This window comes from Simonsiella muelleri ATCC 29453, assembly GCF_002951835.1.
GTDB classification, from domain to species: Bacteria; Pseudomonadota; Gammaproteobacteria; order Burkholderiales; family Neisseriaceae; genus Simonsiella; species Simonsiella muelleri.
Window position 1 is genome coordinate 1,712,974 of record NZ_CP019448.1, and the last position, 25,141, is coordinate 1,738,114.

21 protein-coding genes and 1 pseudogene are annotated in these 25,141 nt (G+C 42.3%); 16 read left to right on the forward strand and 6 right to left on the reverse strand.

All coding sequences use genetic code 11. The annotated features are described in order from the left end of the window. Positions 1-2: 2 nt before the first annotated feature. Complete coding sequence (locus BWP33_RS08540; RefSeq protein ID WP_002642221.1) at positions 3-1,553, reverse strand: hypothetical protein; 1,551 nt, start codon at positions 1,551-1,553, stop codon at positions 3-5. A 156-nt stretch (positions 1,554-1,709) separates the two neighbouring features. On the opposite strand from BWP33_RS08540, the gene BWP33_RS08545 reads away from it, so the two are divergent. The 4 genes from BWP33_RS08545 to hemW all read left to right on the forward strand — a co-directional run bounded on the left by BWP33_RS08545 (position 1,710) and on the right by hemW (position 9,035). Beyond that, positions 1,710-4,712 (forward strand): hypothetical protein, encoded by a 3,003-nt coding sequence (locus BWP33_RS08545; RefSeq protein ID WP_002642222.1) that lies wholly within the window; start codon positions 1,710-1,712, stop codon positions 4,710-4,712. A gap of 125 nt (positions 4,713-4,837) precedes the next feature. Continuing rightward, positions 4,838-6,484 (forward strand): hypothetical protein, encoded by a 1,647-nt coding sequence (locus BWP33_RS08550; RefSeq protein ID WP_002642223.1) that lies wholly within the window; start codon positions 4,838-4,840, stop codon positions 6,482-6,484. A 99-nt stretch (positions 6,485-6,583) separates the two neighbouring features. Continuing rightward, entirely contained in the window at positions 6,584-7,630 is a 1,047-nt protein-coding gene (locus BWP33_RS08555; protein WP_104930363.1) for a tyrosine-type recombinase/integrase, read from the forward strand. A gap of 241 nt (positions 7,631-7,871) precedes the next feature. Further along, positions 7,872-9,035, forward strand: coding sequence for a radical SAM family heme chaperone HemW (gene hemW, locus BWP33_RS08560; RefSeq protein WP_002642225.1), 1,164 nt, complete (start codon positions 7,872-7,874; stop codon positions 9,033-9,035). A gap of 109 nt (positions 9,036-9,144) precedes the next feature. Here hemW and BWP33_RS08565 read toward each other — a convergent pair whose 3' ends face one another. Continuing rightward, positions 9,145-9,903: an iron ABC transporter ATP-binding protein gene (locus tag BWP33_RS08565; RefSeq protein WP_002642226.1), complete on the reverse strand. Its 759-nt coding sequence runs from the start codon at positions 9,901-9,903 to the stop codon at positions 9,145-9,147. A 16-nt stretch (positions 9,904-9,919) separates the two neighbouring features. Then, a complete protein-coding gene (locus BWP33_RS08570; protein WP_002642227.1) occupies positions 9,920-10,873 on the reverse strand; it encodes an iron chelate uptake ABC transporter family permease subunit in 954 nt (317 codons plus the stop codon). A gap of 336 nt (positions 10,874-11,209) precedes the next feature. Here BWP33_RS08570 and glmM point away from each other — a divergent pair, with 336 nt between their 5' ends. From glmM to trpC, 5 genes and pseudogenes are all read left to right on the forward strand, one after another. After that, entirely contained in the window at positions 11,210-12,544 is a 1,335-nt protein-coding gene (gene glmM, locus BWP33_RS08575) for a phosphoglucosamine mutase (RefSeq protein ID WP_002642228.1), read from the forward strand. Positions 12,545-12,681: 137 nt separating this feature from the next. Then, positions 12,682-13,362 carry a DedA family protein gene (locus tag BWP33_RS08580; protein WP_002642229.1) on the forward strand — a complete coding sequence of 227 codons (681 nt, stop codon included), beginning with the start codon at positions 12,682-12,684 and terminating at the stop codon, positions 13,360-13,362. An 85-nt stretch (positions 13,363-13,447) separates the two neighbouring features. Continuing rightward, the gene (trpB, locus tag BWP33_RS08585; protein ID WP_002642230.1) at positions 13,448-14,659 is read left to right on the forward strand and encodes a tryptophan synthase subunit beta; all 1,212 of its coding nucleotides are present in this window, start codon (positions 13,448-13,450) and stop codon (positions 14,657-14,659) included. Between the two features lie 121 nt (positions 14,660-14,780). Next, positions 14,781-15,875 (forward strand): chorismate synthase, encoded by a 1,095-nt coding sequence (gene aroC / locus BWP33_RS08590; RefSeq protein WP_002642231.1) that lies wholly within the window; start codon positions 14,781-14,783, stop codon positions 15,873-15,875. A gap of 212 nt (positions 15,876-16,087) precedes the next feature. After that, positions 16,088-16,901, forward strand: a pseudogene (trpC, locus tag BWP33_RS08595) (indole-3-glycerol phosphate synthase TrpC). A gap of 44 nt (positions 16,902-16,945) precedes the next feature. Here trpC and BWP33_RS12485 read toward each other — a convergent pair. Beyond that, positions 16,946-17,137 (reverse strand): hypothetical protein, encoded by a 192-nt coding sequence (locus BWP33_RS12485; protein WP_155999583.1) that lies wholly within the window; start codon positions 17,135-17,137, stop codon positions 16,946-16,948. Position 17,138: 1 nt separating this feature from the next. Here BWP33_RS12485 and BWP33_RS08600 point away from each other — a divergent pair, with 1 nt between their 5' ends. Beyond that, positions 17,139-17,501, forward strand: a complete 363-nt coding sequence (locus tag BWP33_RS08600; RefSeq protein WP_155999585.1) for a hypothetical protein — start codon at positions 17,139-17,141, stop codon at positions 17,499-17,501. 96 nt (positions 17,502-17,597) lie between these two features. Here the strand turns inward: BWP33_RS08600 and BWP33_RS08605 are convergent, their stop codons facing one another. Beyond that, complete coding sequence (locus tag BWP33_RS08605; RefSeq protein WP_104930449.1) at positions 17,598-18,851, reverse strand: murein hydrolase activator EnvC family protein; 1,254 nt, start codon at positions 18,849-18,851, stop codon at positions 17,598-17,600. Positions 18,852-19,043: 192 nt separating this feature from the next. Here BWP33_RS08605 and BWP33_RS08610 point away from each other — a divergent pair, with 192 nt between their 5' ends. The 6 genes from BWP33_RS08610 to acpS all read left to right on the forward strand — a co-directional run bounded on the left by BWP33_RS08610 (position 19,044) and on the right by acpS (position 23,847). Continuing rightward, the gene (locus BWP33_RS08610; protein ID WP_002642235.1) at positions 19,044-19,994 is read left to right on the forward strand and encodes a PhoH family protein; all 951 of its coding nucleotides are present in this window, start codon (positions 19,044-19,046) and stop codon (positions 19,992-19,994) included. Positions 19,995-20,060: 66 nt separating this feature from the next. Next, positions 20,061-21,026: a tRNA (adenosine(37)-N6)-dimethylallyltransferase MiaA gene (gene miaA / locus BWP33_RS08615; RefSeq protein ID WP_002642236.1), complete on the forward strand. Its 966-nt coding sequence runs from the start codon at positions 20,061-20,063 to the stop codon at positions 21,024-21,026. Further along, on the forward strand, positions 21,023-21,547 hold the full coding sequence (locus tag BWP33_RS08620) for an RDD family protein (protein ID WP_002642237.1): 525 nt from the start codon (positions 21,023-21,025) through the stop codon (positions 21,545-21,547). The genes miaA and BWP33_RS08620 overlap by 4 nt, the downstream gene beginning before the upstream one ends. Positions 21,548-21,618: 71 nt before the next feature. Next, positions 21,619-22,638 carry an A/G-specific adenine glycosylase gene (gene mutY / locus BWP33_RS08625; RefSeq protein ID WP_002642238.1) on the forward strand — a complete coding sequence of 340 codons (1,020 nt, stop codon included), beginning with the start codon at positions 21,619-21,621 and terminating at the stop codon, positions 22,636-22,638. A 48-nt stretch (positions 22,639-22,686) separates the two neighbouring features. Beyond that, positions 22,687-23,415: a pyridoxine 5'-phosphate synthase gene (pdxJ, locus tag BWP33_RS08630; RefSeq protein WP_002642239.1), complete on the forward strand. Its 729-nt coding sequence runs from the start codon at positions 22,687-22,689 to the stop codon at positions 23,413-23,415. Between the two features lie 33 nt (positions 23,416-23,448). Further along, positions 23,449-23,847, forward strand: a complete 399-nt coding sequence (gene acpS, locus BWP33_RS08635; protein ID WP_002642240.1) for a holo-ACP synthase — start codon at positions 23,449-23,451, stop codon at positions 23,845-23,847. Between the two features lie 286 nt (positions 23,848-24,133). Here acpS and trxB read toward each other — a convergent pair whose 3' ends face one another. Beyond that, positions 24,134-25,081, reverse strand: coding sequence for a thioredoxin-disulfide reductase (gene trxB, locus BWP33_RS08640; protein WP_002642241.1), 948 nt, complete (start codon positions 25,079-25,081; stop codon positions 24,134-24,136). Positions 25,082-25,141 lie beyond the last annotated feature (60 nt).

Consider the following 25,141-nt stretch of genomic DNA (forward strand, 5'->3'; position numbering starts at 1 on the left):
ATTCAATCAAAAGCAGCCAAAGCTTGCGCAATCAAATCATCTTTCAGGCTGCCTGAAACGCCATCAAAAGCCGCGTCAGAAACGTTAAAATATGCACCGTCTAAAAACGCGAAACTCATTGCATCAGCAATATCGGGCGATTTGATTCCACGCTTGCGCATTTCGGCTTTTTGTGCGATTTGATACCGCGCAGTACCTGTATCTGTGAAGCCGTAGGGAATTCGGCTTGCTTGCATCAAGAATTTTTCACGCAAGCCATTTTCCATTTTCGGGAAAAGTACGCGCCCTTGTCGGATTGCATCGCGCCAACGTACCATAGCGCAAGCGCGTTGATTGAAAAATCGTTCCTTGTAAGCGCGTTTAAAACATGGGTTTCCCCAATTAATTCTTTCCACGTCAAATCCATCATTTTCCAACATCTTACACAATTCCAAACCAATGCCGCCTGCATCTACTAAAATCCTAACATTGGATAATTGCGCTGCTTTTTCAACGATTAAACCGCGAAATTCGTGAATGTTTTTAGTATTTGTGATAATGGGATTGGCTTCATATTCCACGCGCCGCGCATTTTCGCCAAAGTCATCATCACCGATTACTTTTGCTGCAATACAAACGCTGTCATCGCGGTATTCGCCAGCACCCACATCAACCAACAATAACCAGCCAAACGGTTCGCCTTTTTCAATAATGGGCAAGGTGTCTATGCGTGGCTCAATTTGGGCGCGTGTTAATAGATTTTCATGTTCGTTTTCGGCGAATTTTCCTAAAACACGAACACGGTATTCAGTTGTATTTTTTCCTCCTGCTTGCAACGCTACATTCTCCAGCCATTCAGTTGTTACAAATGGACTGTTTTCACTGGAAAAACACAACGCCGTCCAATTTCCGCCATTTTCTTTGTTTAATTTGTGATGTGTTTCATAGAAAAATCCGCCTTGTTTCACGCCTTGACTGGCTAATAATGTGCGGTTTCCGCCTTGTGTTTGCGTGCCGTTGATGACTTCGTAATGCTCATCTGATACGCCAGCCGCTTCGTCAATGATGATGAGTTGATAGAAACGGTGTTTGCCTGCGATGGATACCGATTGACCTTGTTGCATGGCGAATTTTGTAATGAACCAAGTTGCTTTGTAATCAATGATGTACACGCGCTCTGCCTGTACCACAATGTATTCAGCCAGCCACGCTGTAGCACGATTAGCTCTCATAGCTTGAACCGCATCGGTGATTTCTTTCCAAACGCCATCGCCTACCTGTTTAATCGCGGGCGCACCAATGTAAGTGTTGGAGCCAATTTCAATTTTTCCATCATATTTTGCCACAGGAAAACACAGCAAATGCCATAATGCAATGCGCCCAAATGACATCGTTTTGCCCGTGCCAGTGCCACTCACTACCGATACTTTCGCGGTTGGGTCAATAATCGCGTTAAGTAATTTTTCTTGGTCAGGAGAAACCGAATTGCCACACACGCCCAACACAAAACCTACAGGGTCGTTGGCGTAGCGTTTGACAAATACGTGATACAAAGGATTGTTTAATATGGACATATTGAAAAATTGAATATGTGAAAAGATGTCATTTTGACATTTCAGGCAGCCTGAAAAATTCACGTTTCCTATTTTCAGGCAGCCTGAAACAGGAATATCACGTCAAATCATGATGTTTTTGTTTAATAATTAAATTTTTCCATAGTTTAAACAATCATGAATGAAATTAAACACGATGAAGACGGCTTTTTGCTGCCTGAAAAAAACAAACAAAACATTGAACAGATTTTAGAAAATACGGAAAAATTATTGCAACAATCTAGGCTGCCTAGAAAAGCAAGAAACAATACCGTTCAGCCAAACGCGTCAAAACCGCCAAAGGCAACCATTCATCAAGCAGTGAAACAGCCTGAAAATACCGCCAAAGCCGTCGCTAAAGCAATCACGCAAACACAACAATCTCCGCGTGCCAATCCAATTCAGAAACGTGAGCAAAAAGACCGCTCTACCGCCTTACGCGAAGCCAAAATACAAACTGAATTATTGACAAAAATTGCAAGCGGACAAAGTCAAAGTAAAAACAATGGATTATTTTCATTGCTTGGCTTGGGTGGTGGGTTGGCGAAAGGTTTGTTTAAATCGCCATTCAATTTTTTACGCGGTGGCAAAAACGCCATGATGCGTGGCGTAAATGGGCGATTTTTGCCAAAAGGTACGGAAAAAATCGGACGTTTTGGCAAAATGGGACGCATTGCACGCGGTTTTGCAAAAGGCGGTTTGGCGGCTGCATTATTCGGATTATTGGACGGTGTAAGCGTTGAAAACAGCAATATGAGCCGCGCGGATAAAAACAAAACTCATGTGAAAAATTTAGCTGTTGGTGCAGGTGGTGTGGGTGGCGCACTGGCTGGCGCGGCAATCGGTTCAATTGTTCCAGTTGTTGGCACAACCATCGGCGCGATTTTGGGCGGATTTGGCGGTGCTGCTTTGATGGAAACTTGGACGGAAAAATTAGATGATGCCATAGATCCAGAATTAAGCAAAAAAATGTTTGGTTCTTGGAAAGGATTAACGAATATTTTAAGTACCAAGTGGACAGGCTTAACAAGTGGATTTTCCATGCGTTTGAATGAGTTTTCAGACAGCCTCAATACTATGGCTGCCCATGTTTGGAATGACTTAATGCCCTCATCAATAACAACTTATTTTGAGAATTTGAATTCATGGGGCAAGGCATCTTGGGATAATTTTAGCAAAAGCGCAAGCAATTGGTTTGAATCCATTAAAAAAGTCGCTGCACCTGTCGTTGAAAATTTACAAAACGCTGGCGCAGCAACGGTGGATTGGACTAAAGAAAAAATTCAAACCGCAGCGGAAACATTTGGCGTAGTAACCGAAGCAGAGAAAGAACGCCGTGAGAAAATTGTTAAAAACATAGATTTGTCTATTGAAACTGTGAAAAATTCAGGCAGCCTGAACGAAGAACAAAAAAAATCCGCCATCGCGCAATACCAAAAAATCAAAGAAAATATACTAGCTACAGGCAATGTAGACGGTACGCAAACCACACTACAACAAGCTGGTGGTTCTGTTCAAGCAGCTGGCGCGGCTGCTATTGATTGGACTAAAGAAAAAGTTCAAGACATCAAACAAAGTGCTTTATCATTAATTGGTTACGACATGACTAAAAAATACGCTAACACTGGCTATGTTTTTGGGGGGAATGATTTAAACAGAGGAATTGACTGTTCTCACTGGACTTTTCAAATTCAGAAAATGGAAACTAAAGAGTTAAGCCGAATGACTGGGAGAAAGTTTGAAGAACCTATCTATCGTACGTCCGAAGGTCAAATCAAATATTATTCAGATAAATACGGAGTTGTTACCGATCAGCGCGACAAAGGCGGTATTGATTTCGGAAAAATTAAAGCTGGTATGTTGATTGGGCAGCACAAATTTTCTAATCATTATCAAGGAAATGGCGGCGTTAAAATTAATGGTTATGGACACACACGATACAACCATATTGCCAAAGTTATTATGGGACAGGACGGACAATTGTATGTCTCAGAATCGCAAGGCGGTGGCAAGCGAAAAGGCGTTACATTAACATCTTTAGAAAAATGGTTCTCATTTAGACAAAAGCGTGGCGATAATTTGACTGTTGTGAATCCATATGGCAGCGATATTGATTTACTGAACGGTAGTGTTGGAGCAGTGGCGAATGCGGCTGCTGGACGTGCTGCACAAGCCGCGCAAAACGTAATCCAAAGTGGCGTAGAATCGGTTATTCCAAGCGCAGACGCAGCAAATTTACCAGTTGGCGGAAAAGGCATTAAAGATTTCATCACAAAAGGAGAAAGTTTTAGAAAAGGCTGGTCGCCATATGATGTCGGGAACAAAGTCATTGGCGTATATGCAAACGGCAAAACCAGATACGGTTATTCAGAAGAAAAATTATCTCAACTAACCATTCGCGAAGTGATGAAATTGCAAGAACAAAAACGTGTGTTTGCGGCTGGCAGATACCAAATTATTCCCAAAACACTTATTGAAGCGGTAAACGGTACTGGCACATCACTAGACGCTAAATTTGATGCCCAAACGCAAGAAGCATTAGCCAATTATCTTTTGACAAAAAAACGTGCAAAAATCGCGAATTACATTCGCACTGGTCAAGGCTTTGATGCAGCGGCTTTAGGAATGGCGCAAGAATGGGCAAGTGTTCCATTACTTCAAAGTGCCACAAGAACATCAAAAGGTGTGGTTTACCACATGACGCGTGGGCAGTCATTCTACAGTGGCAATGGTACAGATAAAGCACACCACAAACCCGAAGATTTGGAAAAAGCACTCACACAAGCCCATAATCGTTATGATTTGGCATTGAAAAATGGAGCAAACGATGTGCAGGCTATGGATTATGCGCTTAGCGGTCTTTCTTCTTCATCATCTAATCAAATGGTTGCTACAACATCAGCAGTAAAAATTAGCATTCCTCTTAAAGCTAAAATTAATCCGCCAAAAACGCGTATTGATATGCCCAAAGTCGCGCCAGTAGCAACGAAACCCATTTCTCCAACATTAGAATTTGCCAAAATGATGGGAAAACAAATATTTTCCAATATCGCTCATCAGTCAAATTCCACTTCAAGAACGGTCAGTCATCAGCGTATCGCGCACAACGCGTCTGGTGGCATCATGGATGGGCAAAATTGATTTTGAAAGCAGCCTGAAAAATATTAGGCTGCTTTTTCTTTAAAAACAGGAACAACCAAACTTAAACTTCTTTAGCCATGAAAAAATACATTTTTCTAATCAAAATCTAATCAAAGGGAATCAATATGGCAAAAGACAAAGCCTACGCAGCGTTTGACCAAATGGAAGATTGGGTAAGTGAGTTGATGGCTGCTAAAAAAAATAACGCAACATTTGACGACGCGTCAAATGAATGGAAAAAGGCACCTCAAGTCGTTCAAGAATTATCCGAAGTCGTACAAACCGATGTTGCAAAAGGCGGTTTGTATGCAAGTGGTAATCAACTTGTCGGTGCTGTCTTAGATGGAGCCATTTCAGACTATGAAAAAGCGAACGGTGCTAAACCAAGTGGCGCGATTATTCACAATGCTTTGCGAGTTGCCTTGAACAGCGTCTCTTCTCATTCATTAAGCAAATCAGGCGTACCAGTAACATTTGATGATGTCGGTTCTATTCAGTCAGATGCGCCAATTAATAGCAATCGCGTCACTGTTGTGTTGTACAACACTTTAGTGGAATCCGTTCCATTTGGTGGATATATTGATATGTCAGAAAATATGGCTGGCAAAATCATTATCGCCAACCATGTTGCAGGCAGCACGACTGGAGGATATACTGAAAATCAGTCATTAGACGGCATTTTAGGCGGAAAACCGTTCATGTCACACGAGCGCACTGTTGAAATGACATCAACCGACAAAACCACGTTCAGTGCCAAATTCAAATACGCTGATAATGATTCAGCAGGCAGCCCAATCATTCCGTCCGCCACTCAAATTCTTGTGAATGGATTGCCATCAGGCGGCGCAGCAATGCAAGCAACCGTTACAGAGAAAACAAGTGGGCTTTCAGGCAGCATTGAAATTAATGATGTAACTTACACTTTCACAGGCACAACCACAAACGAAACAGGCGAAGTAACCATTAAATTCAATTCAGCCGTTCCTGAAGGTGTGAAAGTTTACGCGGTTGGTTTGTTGAATTATGAAAACAAGTTAATGAAAGAAAAACGCCCTATTTTAATGGCAAATGCGCGTTCACACGAGTTACGTGCAGGATTCTATTCAGCAATTTACCAAGCTACTCAAGAAGCCAAAACACAATGGAACAAAGAAATTCGATTGGATTTGGGAAGCGAATCCATGCTAGCTATGAATAATCAATATGCGGCAGAAAAACACATGACTGCATTGCGAGCTATGTATCGAATTGGCAAAAATTATATCTCAAGCGTCAATTTGAATGCATCTGTGCGACAAGACCAGCGCAGTCGTGAAAGTATGTGGCGTGATGTGTTGTTCAGTTTAACCACTGCTGACCAAAACATGGTAGATCGAACGAATTCTTTTGGAATTGGTGTTATCTATGTGGGTGGCAAAGGCAAAGCAGAATTGACCGCATTGCCAAATGATGTGTTTGTACCATCGGGAATCAGCAGCCGTGCAGGAATCTATCGAATCGGGACTTTGTTTGGGCAATATGAAGTATATTATGCGCCAAATTTGGTGCAAGAAACCTCGAGCAGCATTGAGATGTTGTGCATTGGGCGCAGCGAACAAACTGGGTTGAATCCTTATATTTTTGGTGATGTGGCAGCACCGACATTCTTAAAAATGAATGTTGACAAAGACTTGCGAGAGGGCGCAGGTTATTTCTACGCAGGCGCAGCAAGCGTCAATCCGTATATCAAAGCAGCATGCGGAGCTTCAATCATTGCCATTACAGGAATTTGATTGATTTAAATTGACTTAATCAACAATAGCACAAATTCAAGACAAGTTACTTGAATTTGTGCTATTTTCTTTTATGTTTGAAAAATATATTAACAGAGCATGAAAAAAGCACAAAACAATTTGCCACGCGGTATGAGAGCAAGAAAGCGTAGGCGAAAAAATGGCAATACCGTTATCTATTATTTTGGGGAGGTGTCGCAAAATGGGAAACGTGTGGAAATTTCACTAGGAACGGAATATTTTGTCGCAGTGAAAAAATGGGCGGAAATCAACATTGAGAAAATTTCGCCTAGCCAAAGCATTACTTTTTCGCAAGCAGCAGACAAGTACTTTGCAGAAGTCATTGAACCCAAAGGAAAAATCAACACCATCAATGGCGTGAAAAATTCAATCAAATCATTAAAAACATTTTTCAGCACACCCAAAGATGCGCCGTTGCATGAAATCACGCCTCAACATTTGAATAGATTTTTGGCATGGCGAAGCAGTGCGCCATCGTCTGCTAATGTTGAAATTGCTTTTTTTTCGGCTATTTTTGAACACGCGCAAAAGAGCGGCTACATTGATTTTGAAAAGAAAAATCCAGTCAAAGGCGTGAAAAAAAACAAAATTGAGAAGCGCGACAATTACATCAATGACAAATTATTTGATGTAGTGTATGAACACGCAGACCAACAGATGCGAGATTTAATGGATATTGCACTTTTGACAGGACAACGACCTATTGATATTTGTAGTTTGCACACCAGTCAAATTAGTGATGGCATTTTGAATATTAAGCAAGTGAAAACTTCGGCGCGTTTGCGATTTGAGATTTCAGGCAGCCTGAAAGAAATCATTGACAGAATTGCGCCTGAAAATGGTTTTTTGTTTTTAAACAAGCACGGAAAGCCATTAAACCGTCAGTTAATAACGAATTGGTTTTTAAATTTGAGAAAGCAAATTATGCAAGAACGTCCAGAGCTTGAAGAAGAGTTGAGAAATTTTCAATTTCGCGATTTGAGAGCTAAGGCGGCGACTGATGCGTATTTGCAAAACGACAAAGAGACTGCGCGAGAATTGCTTGGACACACCAGTACAAATATGACAAACCGCTATATTAGGCAAGTCAAAGTTCAAAAGCCATTTAATAAGAAAAAGAAATAAGCGAACGATACAAAATTATTAGATATTTGCTGTTATAATTGGAATGGCACAGAATCCATTGGGAAATTCCGAGTAGTTCGCTGTTAAATGCGGTTTACTGTGCTGTTCCAATTTGCAGCTTTGCGGAACGTTTCATGTTTTGCGGAACATCTTAGCAATGTATTAAATTATTTCTATTTAAAATCAATGAGTAATTTTGGATTATTTTATTTGTCTATAATTTTTCATTATGTGAATTTCCATGCTTGCCACACAATCATTAACCACCCTACCCCCATTGTCTTTATATATCCATATTCCTTGGTGTATCCAAAAATGTCCGTATTGCGATTTTAATTCACATAAAATCAAAACCACTTTAGATGAACAAACATATATTAACGCCCTACTCGTTGATTTACAATCAGAATTACCCTATTTTTGGGGACGACAAATCCAAACCATTTTCATTGGTGGTGGCACACCAAGCGTGTTTCAAGCTGATTCCATTAATCAATTATTGAGCGGTCTTCGTGCCTTAGTCAAACTCAATCCCGAAGCCGAAATCACACTGGAAGCCAACCCCAGTACCTTTGAACGCAATAAATTTCAAGGATTTAAAGATGCTGGCATCAACCGCTTATCCATCGGCGTACAAAGTTTTGACGATACCCAATTGAAAACCTTAGGGCGCATTCACAACGCCACCGAAGCACAGGCTGCCATTGAAACGGCTTGCCAGATTTTTGAACGCGTAAACATAGACTTAATGTATGCATTGCCTCGACAGACAGTTCAGGCAGCCTTACACGATGTCCGAACCGCCATCGGTTTGGGCGTGTCACACATCAGCGCATACCAACTCACGCTAGAACCCAACACACCCTTCGGACATACCCCGCCCCAAGGGCTGCCCGAAGATGATGCAGCCCAAGACATTGAAGATGCCATTCACAACGAACTCGCCAACGTAGGATTCACTCAATACGAAACCAGCGCATTCAGTAAACACCCCAACCAACGCGCTCGCCACAACATCAATTATTGGCAATTCGGCGATTATGTGGGTATCGGCGCAGGCGCACACGGCAAATTGTCGCACCACAAACACATTGAACGCACCACACGCAAACGCCATCCCAACGATTATTTAGCCGCTATGCAACACAACCCCAACGATGCAATTGAACGAAAAATTATCCAACCAACAGATTTGCCTTTTGAATTTATGATGAATGCCTTACGACTGGTAGACGGTGTCCCCACCACATATTTCACCGAGCGCACGGGCGTGAGCATTGCCAAAATCAGCCAGCAAATTCAAATCGCCCAACAAAAAAATTTGCTGGACAGCAATCCCATGTTTTTGCGCCCGACTGAATTGGGACGAAGATTTTTGAATGATTTAATTGAAATTTTTTTGTGAAATTATAGTCGTTTAAAATAAAAATAGGACAATAATATTTTTAATTTTAAACGACTATCAAAATTCAGGCAGCCTGAAATCAAGCTATTTAAGATTATGAACACAGGTTCTAAATATGATGCACAATCAATTTCTTACCTTGATAATCCAATACATCCACGTCCATATCAAACAATAATTTAATATTTTCAACGGTAAACACTTCATCGGGGCTGCCTGAAAATTTCACTTCGCCCTTTTGCATGGCAATGACATGGTCGGCATACGCCGCCGCCATATTGATATCATGTAACACCACCACCGTTGTGCGATTGTGTTCGTGTGTGAGTTGACGCAAAAGCTGCATCAACTGACGCGCATAATACATATCCAAATTATTGAGCGGTTCGTCCAACAAAACATATTCCGTCTGTTGACAAAATACCATTGCAATCAAAGCCCGTTGGCGTTGCCCACCCGACAATTCGGTTAAATAACGCTGCGCCAAATCGTGTAATTGAAATTGGTTGATTGCATTATCAATAATGGCATAATCTTCGGGTTTAGGCTGCCCTTTGTGGTATGGAAAACGCCCAAACATCAATAAATCACGCACCGAAATACGGCTATGAATGCTGTTTTCTTGCGTTAAAATAGACAAAATTTTGGCGACTTCAGCGGTAGGCGTGCTGGCTAAATCGCGCCCATTGTAAGCAATGCTGCCTGACACCAAAGGTCTCAACCGCGCCATCAACGACAATAACGTGGATTTACCCGCACCATTTGCACCAATTAGAGCGGTAATGCCATTTTGTGGAATATTCAGCGACACATTATTCAAAATTTGCTGTTCGCCAATTTTGTAAGAAACGTTTTTAATTTCAATCATTTTATTTTTCTCAATTTTATAATGCCGATTTCTTGCGCAATACCAACCACAAAAACACCAATCCACCCGCAAATTCAATGACCACACTTAAAACCGCTTTCATACCCAAAAAGTGTTCAAAAATCGCTTGTCCGCCAATTAGAAGCGTTGCTGAAATTAAAAACACCATAGGCAAACGAACAGCATGTTTCACGCTGCCTGAAAAATAATTCGCCAACGCACACACCAGCAAACCAAAAAAACTCACAGGTCCAACTGTCGCCGTTGCCGTTGCTACCAACACCGCAATCCACAGTAAAATCCACAGCGTATATTTTTGATAATGAATGCCTAAATTGGTAACTTGGTCGCGTCCGAGTAAATGCACGTCCAAACGATGACGTTCATGCCACAAAAATACCCCACTCAACGCCACAATTGCGCCGCCCATCGCTAATAAATTCGTATTTACCGTATTAAAACTGGCAAACGTATTTGCCTGTGCCACTGCAAACTCTTCGGGGTCTATCATGCGTTGAAACAGGCTGGACAAACTGCGAAACAACACGCCAAAAATCACGCCAATCAAAATCATTCGCGCCAAATCACGCCCACCTTGTTTCAATAACAAGCGAAACAACAACAACGCTCCCCCCATCATTGCCACCAGTTCAAACGCAAATTTGCCCATCAACGGCAACTGCGTATAAGCCGTACCGCCCAACGCAAACACCAACAATGTTTGCAGAAAAATATACAGCGTATCAAAGCCCAATACCGATGGTGTGAGGATTGGATTATTGGTCAGCGTCTGAAACAGCAGCGTGGACACGCCCACAGCATACGCCACCAACAGCAAAGCCACCAGTTTTCCTAAACGCAACGGCAATACAAAACCCCAATTGCCTTGCACATTCCACAGCAAAAATAGCGCAGACGAACAAATCAATAAGATGGTTAATATGATGATTTTTTTTATGTCTTTATTCATGTTTTGACGAAAAATGTTTGTTAAGCTGCCTGAAAATCAATTACCTCAATTTTCAAATTAAAAATACGGTTCATACCATTTATTTTTGTTAATATTTTTACAATTTCTATAAAAATGACATATTCTATCATTCTCATTAAAGAATGCCAAACATTTCAGGCTGCCTGAAAACATCATTCACCCAAACCAAAAATCGTTTTTATGAAACATACAAATAACACAAATCCACTCAATTATGACTGGAAACTGGAAATTTTGATGAATTGAGTCTGTTTTAATTTGCGATATTGTTTTAAAATTGACTGAACATCTTATGAAATGAACGGAAATTTAACAATGGCTAGAAAATATTTTGGTACAGACGGCATTCGCGGTGAAGCAGGTCAGTTCCCCATCACACCCGATTTTGTGTTGAAACTCGGCTGTGCTTACGGTCGCGCACTCATCAAACACGAACAAGGCAAACGTCCACAAGTCATCATTGGCAAAGACACACGCATTTCAGGTTATATGCTGGAAACCGCATTGGTGGCAGGTTTCACGGCAGCTGGTGTTGATGTGATTCAAACAGGCCCATTGCCCACACCAGCCATTGCATATTTAACACGCGCTTTACGCTTATCAGGCGGCGTGATGATTTCCGCATCACACAACGAGTTTTCCGACAACGGCATCAAATTTTTCGCAGAAGGAGGCGTGAAATTAAGCGATGACATGGAAATCGCCATTGAAGCCGAATTAGACAAAGAAATGGTAACACGTTCGTCTCGTGATTTGGGACGTAATCGCCGCATTAATGGCGCAGATGACCGTTATATTGAATTTTGTAAATCCACATTCCCTAGCCACTTGGATTTACGTGGTTTAAAATTAGTCATAGACACCGCCAACGGCGCAGGCTATCACACCACACCTAAAGTGTTTCATGAATTAGGTGCGGAAATCATTCAGATTGGTCATGAACCAAATGGTTTTAATATTAATGATAAAGTCGGCGCAACCCACATCAAAACCCTTCAAGCAACCGTATTACAAAATGAAGCTGACTACGGCATCGCATTAGACGGTGATGGCGACCGCCTAATGATGGTAGATAGACATGGCGCAGTATTTGATGGCGACAAATTAATCTATATTATTGCCAAAGCACATATGCAACAAGGTATTCCATTTGGCGGCGTGGTCGGCACAGTGATGAGCAATTTAGGCATGGAAAAAGCATTAAATGAGCGCGGTATTCTGTTTGCACGTGCCAAAGTCGGCGACCGTTATGTGTTGGAAATGTTGAAACAACGCGGTTGGCTATTGGGCGGCGAATCGTCTGGGCATATTTTGTGCATGGACAAACACAATACAGGTGATGGCACAATTTCTGCCTTACAGGTGTTGGCTGCCTTAAAAACTTTAGAACAAGATTTGAATACGGCAGTGGATTGGCAACCTTATCCGCAAACCATGATTAATGTCCGCATCAGAAAAGGACAAGATTGGCAAACTGCCTCCAAACAAGCTTTGGCAGCAGTGGAAAAAGAATTGGGCGACCGTGGGCGTGTGGTGTTGCGTCCTTCGGGTACGGAACCTGTGGTACGCGTGATGGTGGAGGCAGAGCAAGCAATTTTAGCTGAAAAAAGTGCGCGTTTAATCGCCGATGCTATTGAAGCCAAAGCCTAGAATCCCCATATTACTGATTGTTTTCAGGCAGCCTGAAAATCAAAGTATCCCGATTTTTATCGCAAGCAAGTCAGTTTGAATCATAGAACTGATTTGCTATCAAATTAACTGATTGTTTTAATAATATAGAAAACCTTATGCTTACCTTATTAGAAACTTTTTTCCAACAATTCGGTTATGCTGCCGTTTTCTTCGTATTGGTGGTATGTGGATTTGGCATACCCATTCCTGAAGACGTAACGCTGGTAGCAGGTGGCGTGATTTCTGGTTTAGGCTACACCAATGTTCACATTATGTTTTTCGTGGGTATGGCGGGCGTGTTGGTGGGTGATGGCTTAATGTTTGTTTTGGGACGCATTTATGGAACGCAAATTCTGCGTTTTCGCCCCATCGCCAAATTAATGCCCCCAAAACGCTACGCCCAAGTTCAACAACAATTTGATAAACATGGCAACCGCGTTTTATTTGTGGCGCGTTTTATTCCAGGATTACGGAGTCCGATTTTCTTGACGGCAGGTATGAGTGGTAAAGTTTCATTTTGGCAATGGCTCATTATGGACGGCTTGGCGGCGTTGATTTCTGTGCCTATTTGGATTTATTTGGGTGATTTTGGCGCGGAAAATCGGGATTGGTTAATGCACAAAATTCATCAATTCCAAAATGGTTTTATGGGATTGGTTGTCATACTAACGCTGTGGTTGATATGGTTTTGGTGGCGCAAACGTCAAAATTTACTGGAACGAAAAAAAGCCATTTTAGCCAAACGCAAAGCACGTCAGGCTAAAAAACGCAATCGTTCCATACCACAATCTCATTGATATAATTCTTTCAGGCTGCCTTTTGATGACAAAACACAATTCAGGCAGCCTGAAACCTTTTTGATTCGCTTCAAGGAAAAAATCTATGTCTTCATATTCTGATTACCAAGCCCCTAATGCCAATGGCTTTTTTGGTGAACACGGTGGCGTATATGTCGCCGAAACCCTAATCCCAGCACTACAAGAATTAGCCCAAGCCTATCAACAAGCTAAAAACGACCCTGAATTTTGGGCAGAATTTCGCCATGATTTAAAACATTATGTTGGTCGTCCAAGTCCTGTTTATCACGCAAAACGATTAAGCAAATATTTGGGTGGCGCACAAATTTGGTTAAAACGCGAAGACTTAAACCACACAGGCGCACACAAAATCAACAACACCATCGGACAAGCACTTTTAGCCAAACGCATGGGCAAAAAGCGGGTCATCGCCGAAACAGGTGCAGGACAACACGGCGTTGCCAGCGCAACTGTGGCGGCGCGATTCGGTATGCAATGCCACGTTTATATGGGTGCAGACGATATTCAACGCCAAGCACCCAACGTGTTTCGCATGAAATTATTAGGCGCAAATGTCGTTAGCGTGGACAGCGGTTCGCGCACCCTGAAAGACGCAATGAACGAAGCCATGCGCGAATGGGTAGCACGTGTGGACGATACTTTTTACATCATTGGCACAGCAGCAGGCCCTGCACCCTACCCCGAAATGGTCCGCGATTTCCAATGCGTGATTGGCAACGAAGCCAAAGAACAAATGATCGAAGCAATTGGACGACAACCTGATGTCGCGGTGGCTTGTGTGGGTGGCGGCTCAAATGCGATTGGATTATTTTATCCTTATATTCAAGAAGATAACGTAAGATTAATTGGCGTAGAAGCGGGTGGTTTGGGTGTGAATACGCCCGACCACGCTGCACCCATCACATCAAAAGCACCCATTGGCGTATTGCACGGTTTCCGCAGCTATTTGATGCAAGACGAAAACGGACAAATTTTAGGTACGCATTCGGTTTCAGCGGGTTTGGATTACCCTGGAATTGGTCCAGAACACAGCCATTTACACGACATCGGACGCGTGGAATATCACGCCACCAATGATAATCAAGCATTGTTAGCATTTGATTTATTGTGCCAACTAGAAGGTATTATTCCCGCACTGGAAAGTTCACACGCGTTGGCTTGGGCAATTGAAAACGCACCGCACATGAATCAAGACCAAGTGATTTTGGTGAATTTGTCGGGGCGTGGTGATAAAGACATTAATACTGTAGCGAAATTGAAAAATATTGAGTTATAAATTTTCAGGCAGCCTGAAAGAATGGTTCGGTGATTCTTTCAAATGGCTGCCTTATATATTAGAACCTCTTTTATGTTAAAATTACCCTCGTTTTGTTTAAGAAAATTCACGCGAGACAGCTATGGCAGGCAACACTATTGGACAATTTTTTACTGTAACCACATTTGGCGAATCACATGGAGCCGGTTTAGGTTGTATTATTGACGGCTGCCCACCCAATTTACCGCTTTGCCAAGCTGATATTCAAGTTGATCTAGACCGCCGCAAACCCGGAACCAGTCGCCATGTTACCCAACGTCGTGAAGCAGACGAAGTGGAAATTTTGTCAGGCTTATTTGAAGGCAAAACCACAGGCACGCCCATTGCGCTGTTAATCCGCAACACAGACCAACGCAGCCAAGATTATGGCAGCATCGCCACCCAATTTCGCCCAGGACACGCCGACTATACTTATTGGCACAAATACGGTACGCGCGATTATCGCGGCGGCGGACGTTCATCAGCTCGTGAAACCGCCGCGCGTGTGGCGGCTGGTGCCGTGGCGAAAAAGTGGTTACGCGAACAATTTGGTACGGAAATCATTTGCTGGGTAACGCAAGTCGGGGAACGCAGCATCCAATTTGAAAGTGAGGAATTTATTTCACAAAATCCCTTTTTTGCTGCCAATCAATCGCAAATCGCTGATTTAGAAAACTATATGGACAGCATTCGCAAATCCCTAGACAGTGTAGGCGCAAAATTACACATTGAAGCACGAAACGTTCCCACTGGCTTGGGCGAACCTGTATTTGACCGCTTGGATGCGGAAATTGCCTATGCACTGATGTCCATTAATGCGGTCAAAGGCGTAGAAATTGGCGATGGCTTTGATGTGGTGGCACAGCGTGGCAGCGTGCATGGCGATGAACTCACGCCTACTGGCTTTAAATCCAACCATTCGGGTGGCATCTTGGGGGGCATTTCTACAGGACAAACGATTACGGCAAACTTTGCAATTAAGCCTACCAGTTCCATCGCCACACCACGTCAATCCATTGATATCAAAGGAAATTCAGTAAAAATAGCCACACACGGACGACACGACCCATGTGTCGGTTTACGCGCTGCGCCGATTGCTGAAGCAATGTTGGCTTTGGTATTGATGGATCATGCACTGCGGCATCGCGCACAAAATGCAGATGTTCAAGTTCATACCCCCGATATTGCTCGTCTGTAGAAATCATTTTGGTAGTATTTCAAAAAGCATCATGCAAAAAATTTTCTTAAAAATCATTTATTTATTATTTAATTGGTTTATTTTAACCAAACTGTACAACAAATAAATTACCATACTCAAGCAGCCTAGAAAAACTGACGTTGTGCATTTTCAGGCTGCCTTAATATTTTGAAGAATATGCTCCATTGATTCATAAAATTCAAGGAAAAAATATGTCCGATATTTTACAAAAAATTCTCGCCACCAAAACCAAAGAAGTTGCCACCGCCAAAATGGCCGTGCCACTGGAAACGCTGAAACAGCAAATTCAACACGCCCCACCCCCACGCGGATTTATTGCCGCCATTCAAGCTAAACACGCCGCTAATCAACCTGCCATTATCGCTGAAATCAAAAAAGCCAGCCCGTCCAAAGGGTTAATTCGTGCCGATTTTAATCCAGCCAGCCACGCTAAAGACTACGAAATCGCAGGTGTGGCTTGTTTGTCGGTACTGACCGATGAACAGTATTTTCAAGGTTCGCCTGATTATTTGCGTCAAGCGCGTGATGCGGTGGCATTACCCGTGTTGCGTAAGGATTTTATGATTGACGAATATCAAGTTTATCAAGCACGTGCATGGGGTGCGGACGCGATTTTGTTGATTGCAGCGGCTTTGGATGCGGAGACGCTGTTGCGTTTGGAAACACTGGCGCATGAATTGGGCATGGATGTATTATTGGAGTTACACGATGCAGCAGAATGCGAAATTGGAGTTACACGATGCAGCAGAATGCGAAAAATGTACCCATTTGTCTACGCCTTTACGTGGTGTGAATAATCGCAATTTGCGGACATTTGACGTGAATTTACAGCAAACTTTAGATTTACTGCCACAGCTTTCAGGCAGCATAGTGGTTACCGAAAGCGGTATTCGAAACAAAACCGATGTGGACTTGATGCGCAATCATGGCGTGAATACATTCTTGATTGGCGAAACGTTTATGCGTGCTGCGGATATTGTTGCCGAAGTGAAGAAATTGTATTGATTTTGTGAATAACTCGGGTTAGGATTCGCGGTTTAATTGATTTTTCAACCAAATGCAGTCGGAAAATATTTCAGGCTGCCTGAAAATGAGCTTATGAGAAAAATAATTTTATTCAGTAGTTTCATGGTATTGTTAGCATGTCGCCCTGAAACACAAGCACCCACACCCAAACCCACAACAATTGTCCCTAAATCTGCCTCCACGCCCATTGCAGCCTCTGAGTCTACGTCCGACATTGTGAGTCAAATTCTCAACAGCCCACAAGAACAAGATATTTTAGCCAGCAGTAAACAAGCTATGGAAAACGTAACCGCGTCTGAAGTCGCGGCGATTGGTGCAAGTGCAGTGGCTGTAGCCTCTAGTGCAGCTGTTGAAGTTGCTGAACCTACCGCGCCAGCAGTGCATTTGCCTGAAACGTGCGAGCGTTATTATCAGCGTGTGGACAGATGTTTTGCCAAGCAACCCGAAAACAGCGAAGAATTACGCCAAATGAATCAAGATGCTCGTTTGGATTTGGTTGCCGATAAACCCACTGATAAAACGTGTGCAGCATTAAACGAAAGTTTCAACGGCGTGGCACGGAATTTGGGTTGCGAATAATCTTCAGGCTAAAACCTTTGCAATATATTCAAAAATAAAAGTTTTATCTAATTGATATACGATAATTTTTGCTTTTTGCAAAGGTTTTCTAAATTATTATTTAACCCAAGCCAATGGATTCATAGGGCGATTTCGGTAGCGAATTTCAAAATATAAACCTTGCTCGCCTGTTGGCAGCGCACCGCTTGTGCCGAGATTTTGACGCGCCAACAGACGCTCACCTACCGATACGCTAATATTACTTAATCCAGTATAAACAGATACATAACCATCAGCGTGGTCAATAATCACGGTATTGCCGTAGCCGTTTAAATTGCCCGCGTATACCACTTCCCCTGCCGCAATGGTTTGCACGTTGCTAGGCGATGTGGAGATGAACACACCGCGCCAAGTGCCGCCACCATTGCGCGTTTGCCCAAAACGTCCAGCGATGCTGCCTGAAACGGGGCGGCGCATTGTACCTTGTAAGCGACTGAATTTATTATCCATATAAGATTCAGGTGCTTTTGCATTCTTTTTGTTGGTGGCTTTTTGGCGTTGTGCCACTTCAGCTTTACGTTGTGCGTTGCGTTTGGCGACAATTTGAATAATGACGTTACTTAATTGGCGTTCGTTTTCGCGTAATGTATTGATTTTATTATTTTGTGAACTGATTTCGCCGTTTAATTTTTGCGAATCCGCTAACGCCACTTCATGTGTTTGTCCCAATTGACGTAATTTATTTTGTTGTGCGATGGCAAGTTGTTTTAGACGGTCTAATTCTTTGTGAATTTGGGTTTCTTGTTGTTCTAATTGTTCTTGTTGTTCATTTAATTTTTTGATAACTTGGTCATTTGCCAAATTAATGTATTTGCTGTATTGCAAAAAACGAGCTTTTTGATTGGCATCAGCATTTTTCAGAAAAATCACAATAGAATTAGGTTGTTGATTTTTATAATTGCTGACAAGTAAACGAGAAATTTGGGCTTTTGCGTTTTCTACTTCGGTTTGTAATTGGCTCAAACGATTTTGTAAATCTTGCAATTTTGCCCAAGAGACGCGTTGTTGACGGTTTAAATCATCCAATTCGCGGCGTGCTGCTGCAATAGCGGCTTGAGTTTGACGCAAGATTTCTTGATTGCGTTTTTGTTGAATTTGCTTGTCTTGCAATTTTTTCTGTTCGTGAACAATTTGTTTTTTCACGGTTTTCAGTTCTTTGGACGCAGGTGTGTTGGCAATATCTGCCAAAATATTGGCAGGAATAGTGGCTTTGGGTGCTGGAGGAGGCGTGATTTGTGGTTTATCATCGGCAGCGACAATTTGGCTGAAAAAAGCGGAAAATAGCGCGAAAGTTAAATATTTTTTTTGCATGATTTTAAATAAGCCCATTGGATTTAAAGAAAGATAATTATAACGGATTTTTTGCGTGATTCTGTTGCTTTACGTTATGATGATGGCGTTGTGTAACCGATGTGTTACAAACGTGCAAATAAATTTATTCAATCCACAAAATGATGTTCAGGCTGCCTGAAAGATTATCCAAAGATTATCTAGGAAAAAAACATGACCCATACCGTCCATTTACAATTTGAAGATTACAACCCAGTCGCCTTACAACGCCTATGCGGTGTATTAGACAACAATTTGAATACGCTCGCACACCGTTTGGAGGTACAAATTAGCCGCCGATTTGATTATTTTACGTTTTCAGGCAGCCTTGCACATGTAGCACGTAATGCTTTGGTTTCGTTGATGCATATTGCCGAAGAACGCGATTTATCCGATGACGACATTAATTTAGCCGCAGTAGAGGCAAAAACGAATGATAAGCAACACATTGAAAAAAATAATGAAAATTACGCTTATTATTTTCATACCAAGCGCGGTAGCATTGGCGGACGTACACCACGCCAAAACGGTTATATTCGCGCTTTGTTGAACCACGATATTGTATTTGGACTCGGACCTGCGGGTACAGGCAAAACTTATTTAGCGGTGGCGGCGGCAGTTGATGCGATGGATAAACACCAAATTGAACGCATTGTTTTGGTGCGTCCTGCTGTGGAAGCTGGCGAAAAATTGGGCTTTTTACCTGGTGATTTGACTCAAAAAGTCGATCCATATTTGCGTCCTTTGTATGATGCACTTTATGATTTAATGGGTTTTGACCGCGTAACCAAATTGCTGGAAAAAGGCTTGATTGAAATTGCGCCACTGGCTTATATGCGCGGGCGCACGCTCAATGGCGCGTATGTTATTTTAGACGAAGCGCAAAACACCACGCCCGAACAAATGAAAATGTTTTTAACGCGCATTGGTTTTGGTACGAAAGCCGTGATTACGGGCGACATCAGCCAAATTGATTTGCCAGCTCATATCAAATCAGGATTAAAAGATGCGCGTGAAAAATTAGATGGTGTGGAAGGTTTGTATTTTCATGTTTTTACCAGTGAAGACGTGGTACGACATCCTTTGGTGCAAAAAATTGTGGAAGCATATGAAGCAGCAGAATAAGATGATTTTGTGAATTTGTTTTACTGGACGCGTAGTCCTTCAGGCAGCCTGAAAGAGTTTAATCCTATGAATTTAAATAAAAAAGCATTTGCCATATTGGGCGCAACTGCGAGTGGTAAAACCCGATTGGCGTTGGCGTTGGCTCAACGATTTCCCTGTGAAATCATTAGTTTGGATAGTGCATTGATTTATCAGGACATGAATATTGGCACAGCAAAACCCACGCCCGAAGAACTAGCCAGTGTACCGCATCATCTCATTGATATTATTACACCTTTAGAGAATTACAGTGCTGCGGAATTTTTAGCTGATTGTGCGCGTTTGGTGGCAGAAATTCAGTCGCGTGGGCGGTTGCCATTGATTGTCGGCGGTACTATGATGTATTTTCACGCGCTGACACATGGTCTGAACGATTTGCCCCAAGCCGATTCAGCTACGCGCCAACAGCTCCAAACTGATAAGCGAAAATACGGTTTATCCCATTTATACAATCAGTTACAAAAATACGATCCCATCACCGCTCAACGTCTTGAATCCAACGACAGCCAGCGTATTGAACGTGCTTTAGAAGTTTTTTTATTGACAGGTAAACCATTGAGCCAACATTTTGCGGAACAAAAATCCGCGCCAGCATTGGATTTATTCACGCTTACGTTGATTCCTGAAAATCGCACCCAATTACACAATCAAATAGCACAACGTTTTGATTTAATTCTAAAAAATGGTTTTTTAGATGAAATGAAATATTTGCGCGAAAAATATCCTCAATTACATGAAAATTTGCCATCTATGCGTTGTGTGGGTTATCGCCAAGCGTGGGATTTTTTAGAAAATCGATTTAACTACAATGAATTAATTGAAAAAGGCACAATCGCCACACGTCAGCTAGCCAAACGCCAATTAACGTGGTTACGCAAATTACCAACCGATTTAACGCTTGACCCATTTGCAAGCGATGTCAATCAACAAATCCATTTTGCAGCCCAGTCTATGCGCGAATTTTTCAGGCTGCCTGAAAGTAATAAATTATGAAAAATCAAAATCCTGCATCATTTAAACGGCGTATTTTTGCCCTAATTTATGAAAGTCTGCTGATTGGTTCGGTTACACTTTTGACGGGTTTAGTGGTTGGTATTTTGCAAACGATTATTCAGCAACAAATCTCAATTTCACCGAAAATTTTTTCGCCAATTTATGTGATTTGTTTATTGGGCGCATGGTGGTTTTACTTTAAAATGAACTGGTTGCGCGAACAACAGACTTTACCAATGCGCGTTTGGAAAATTGGACTACAAAGCGTTACGGGTAATCGTGCTATTTTGCGTGAATTACGACTGCGATTTATGTGGGCGTGTGTATTTTTGGTGTTTGTGCCGTTGTTGTCGTATGCGGTGTTGGGGTATGTAGGCAGCCTAAAACCACGTGCTATGTTTGGTTTGTCGTTGATTTGGTGGCTTTTGCCGTGGGGATTTGCGTGGCTCAATCCGCGTAAGCAGTTTTTGTATGACTATTTGGCTGGTACGGAATTGGTGGACTGGCGAGATAAAAAATAATGGAATTGTTTTCAGGAAGCCTGAAAAATGGTTTTCACATTATGATTTAATTTATCAACACATACATTAAAATGAATCAATTTGCAGAAAAATTAATCAATTGGCAACGCCAACATGGTCGCCACAACCTGCCTTGGCAAACCTCCGACCCGTATCGTGTGTGGCTGTCTGAAATTATGTTGCAACAAACGCAGGTGGCGACTGTTTTGGAATATTATCCTAAATTTATCAATCGTTTCCCTGACGTGCAATCTTTGGCGGAGGCAGAACAAGATGCGGTATTGCAATTATGGGCAGGTTTGGGTTATTACAGTCGGGCGCGAAATTTGCACAAAGCCGCGCAACAGATTGTCTACGAATTCGGTGGGCAATTTCCACAACAACGCATTGAATTAGAAAGACTTTGTGGCGTTGGGCGCAGCACGGCGGCGGCGATTGCGGCGTTTGCTTTCAGGCAGCCTGAAACGATTTTAGACGGCAATGTTAAACGTGTTTTATGCCGAATTTTTGCCTTGGACGGCGACACCAGCGACAAAAAATTTGAAGCGCAACTTTGGCAGTTGGCAGAGTCATTATTACCGAAAAATCAAAATGATATGCCAGTTTATACGCAAGGTTTAATGGATTTGGGCGCAACCGTTTGCAAACGCAGCAAACCCGATTGCACCCATTGTCCGATGGTTTCAGATTGCCTTGCGTGGGCGCAAAATCGTGTGGCAGAGTTGCCGCGCAAAAAAAGTGCTGTTCCCATCAAACACATCGCATTTTATTGGCTGATTTTGCGCCGAGATGATGGCGCAATTTGGTTGCAAAAACGTCCACAAAAAGGCATTTGGGCTGGATTATATTGTGTGCCGTGTTTGGAGAATCTTCAGGAAATTGAATCGTTTGGCTTAGATGATTGGCAGGAATATGCCGTATTGACTCATCGCTTGACGCATCGTTTGTTGGAAATCACACCGTTATTGGCAACTCATTTTTTCAGGCAGCCTGAAGATTTAGGCAGTGGTGTTTGGGTACAGCCACAAAATTGGCATGAATATGGTTTACCCAAACCATTGGCGCAGTTTTTGCCACAAATTGTGTTATGATTCATGAAAATGTAATCAATCTATATATAAGTAGACTGGGAGATTAAAATGTTATTAGGTGTCAATATTGACCATGTGGCGACTTTACGTAATGCACGTGGTGCAGGTTACCCGAGTCCTGTGGAAGCTGCTTTGGTAGCGGAAACGCATGGTGCGGATTTGATTACTTTGCATCTGCGCGAAGACCGCCGCCACATCAAAGATGCAGACGTATTTGCCATTAAACAAGCCATCAAAACCCGTATGAATTTGGAAATGGCGATGACAGAAGAAATGTTGGCAAACGCCATCAATGTGCAGCCTGAAGATGTGTGCATTGTTCCCGAAAAACGCCAAGAAATCACCACTGAAGGCGGCTTGGATATTGTGGCACAACAAGATAAAGTCGCTGATTATGTGGCAAAATTACAGCAAAATCAGATTCGTGTATCCTTATTTATTGATGCGGATTTGGCGCAAATTCAGGCTGCATACGATGTGGGGGCGCGTGTGATTGAAATTCATACAGGCGCATACGCTGAAAAAGCAGCACATGACCGCGCTGCTGAATTAGCCCGAATTCGCCAAGCAGCTGAATTTGCTGAAAAATTGGGTATTACCGTCAATGCAGGACACGGTTTGACTATTCAAAATGTCGCACCTATTGCGCAAATTCCGCAAATTGTGGAATTAAATATCGGGCATTCTATTATTGCTCAAGCGGTGTTTTTGGGTTTGCCCAAAGCCATTGAACAGATGAAAGAAACCATGTTTCGCGCTCGTTTTCAGGCTACCTGAAAAATTTATTCACTAAAAAATTGGAGTTAAACAATGATTTATGGCATTGGTACGGATATTTTGTCCATCAAACGCATTGAAGAATTATACAAAAAATATGGCGAAGCTCTGCCACGTCGTGTGTTGAGTCGAATTGAAGAATTGGAATTTACTAATCGTTTTGCGCAACAAAATAGCACAGATGCGGTTCGTTTTATCGCCAAACGTTTTACAGCAAAAGAAGCCTTTGCTAAAGCCATGGGAACGGGGGTTCGCACGCCCGTCAGTTTGCACAATATCAGCATCACACATTCGCCTTTGGGAAAACCCGAATTTGTCTTTGAAAAAGAATTGCAAAACTGGTTGAACAAACAAAAAATTGTCAAAATTCATTTGAGTTTAAGCGATGAACAACGCTACGTTACCGCGATGGTGGTGGCTGAATCTGTTTAACGGTTAATGAATATTTCAGAATATGTATTGACTAAAATTCCGTCTATATAAAAATAAAACATTTTGTTTAACAAAAACTGTTAACTATCGCCTACTGCGTTGACTTTTTAAGCCAATAGTCCCGATATTGGCTTAAAAAGTCGTCTTTTATTCGCAAAAATTGTCAATAAAATCAGGTTATCAATCTTACAGCACAGGTTCTAAAACCCTTTGCAAATACAGTTTCGTTTACCGCAACAGTTTTTTGCTGAAAATAGAGTTTTTGCAAAAGTTTCAACTTGAAAAATTACACTTGACTATCCAACCAACGCTCTGCGTCCAAAGCCGCTTGGCAGCCTGAAGCTGCACTGGTAATGGCTTGGCGGTATACATGATCTTTCACATCACCAGCCGCCCAAATGCCATCAATATTGGTTGCGCCAGCGTTACCATCGTTGCCGCCACGCGTGATGAGATAGCCCGTTGCATCCATGTCCAATTGTCCTTTGAAAATGGCGGTGTTGGGCTGATGCCCAATGGCAATGAACACACCTTTGACGTTAATTTCTTCATTGCTACCGTCATTATTCTTTAAACGTGCACCTGTTACACCAGACGAATCACCCAAAATTTCATCTACGGTCGCATTTAATTTCAAAATAATTTTGCCCTCGTCCACGCGTTTCATTAACTTGTCAATCATAATTTTTTCAGCACGGAACGTGTCGCGGCGATGAATCAGCGTAACCGTATTGGCGATGTTTGCCAAATACAAGGCTTCTTCTACAGCTGTGTTACCACCACCAACCACAGCAACATCTTGTTTTTTATAGAAAAATCCATCACAAGTTGCGCAAGCTGACACGCCTTTTCCTGCAAACGTTTCTTCGCTAGGCAAACCCAAATATTTGGCAGACGCACCTGTTGCCACAATCAGCGCATCACAAGTGTACTCGCCCATGCTGCCAATCAGTTTGAATGGACGTTGTTGTAATTGAGCGGTGTGGATTTCGTCAAACAAAATTTGCGTACCGAATTTTTCGGCATGTTGCAAAAATTTTTCCATCAATTCTGGACCTTGCATACCTTCGGGGAAAGGTGGGTAGTTGTCCACTTCGGTCGTAGTCATGAGTTGTCCACCTTGTGCCATACCAGTGATGATGACAGGTTGCAAATTGGCGCGGGCAGCATAAATCGCTGCGGTGTAACCTGCTGGACCAGAACCCAAAATAATTAATTTGTGATGTTGAACCATAATATTTACTTTCTTAAATCTAAATTTATCAATACATTTTCAGGCAGCCTGAATCACCAT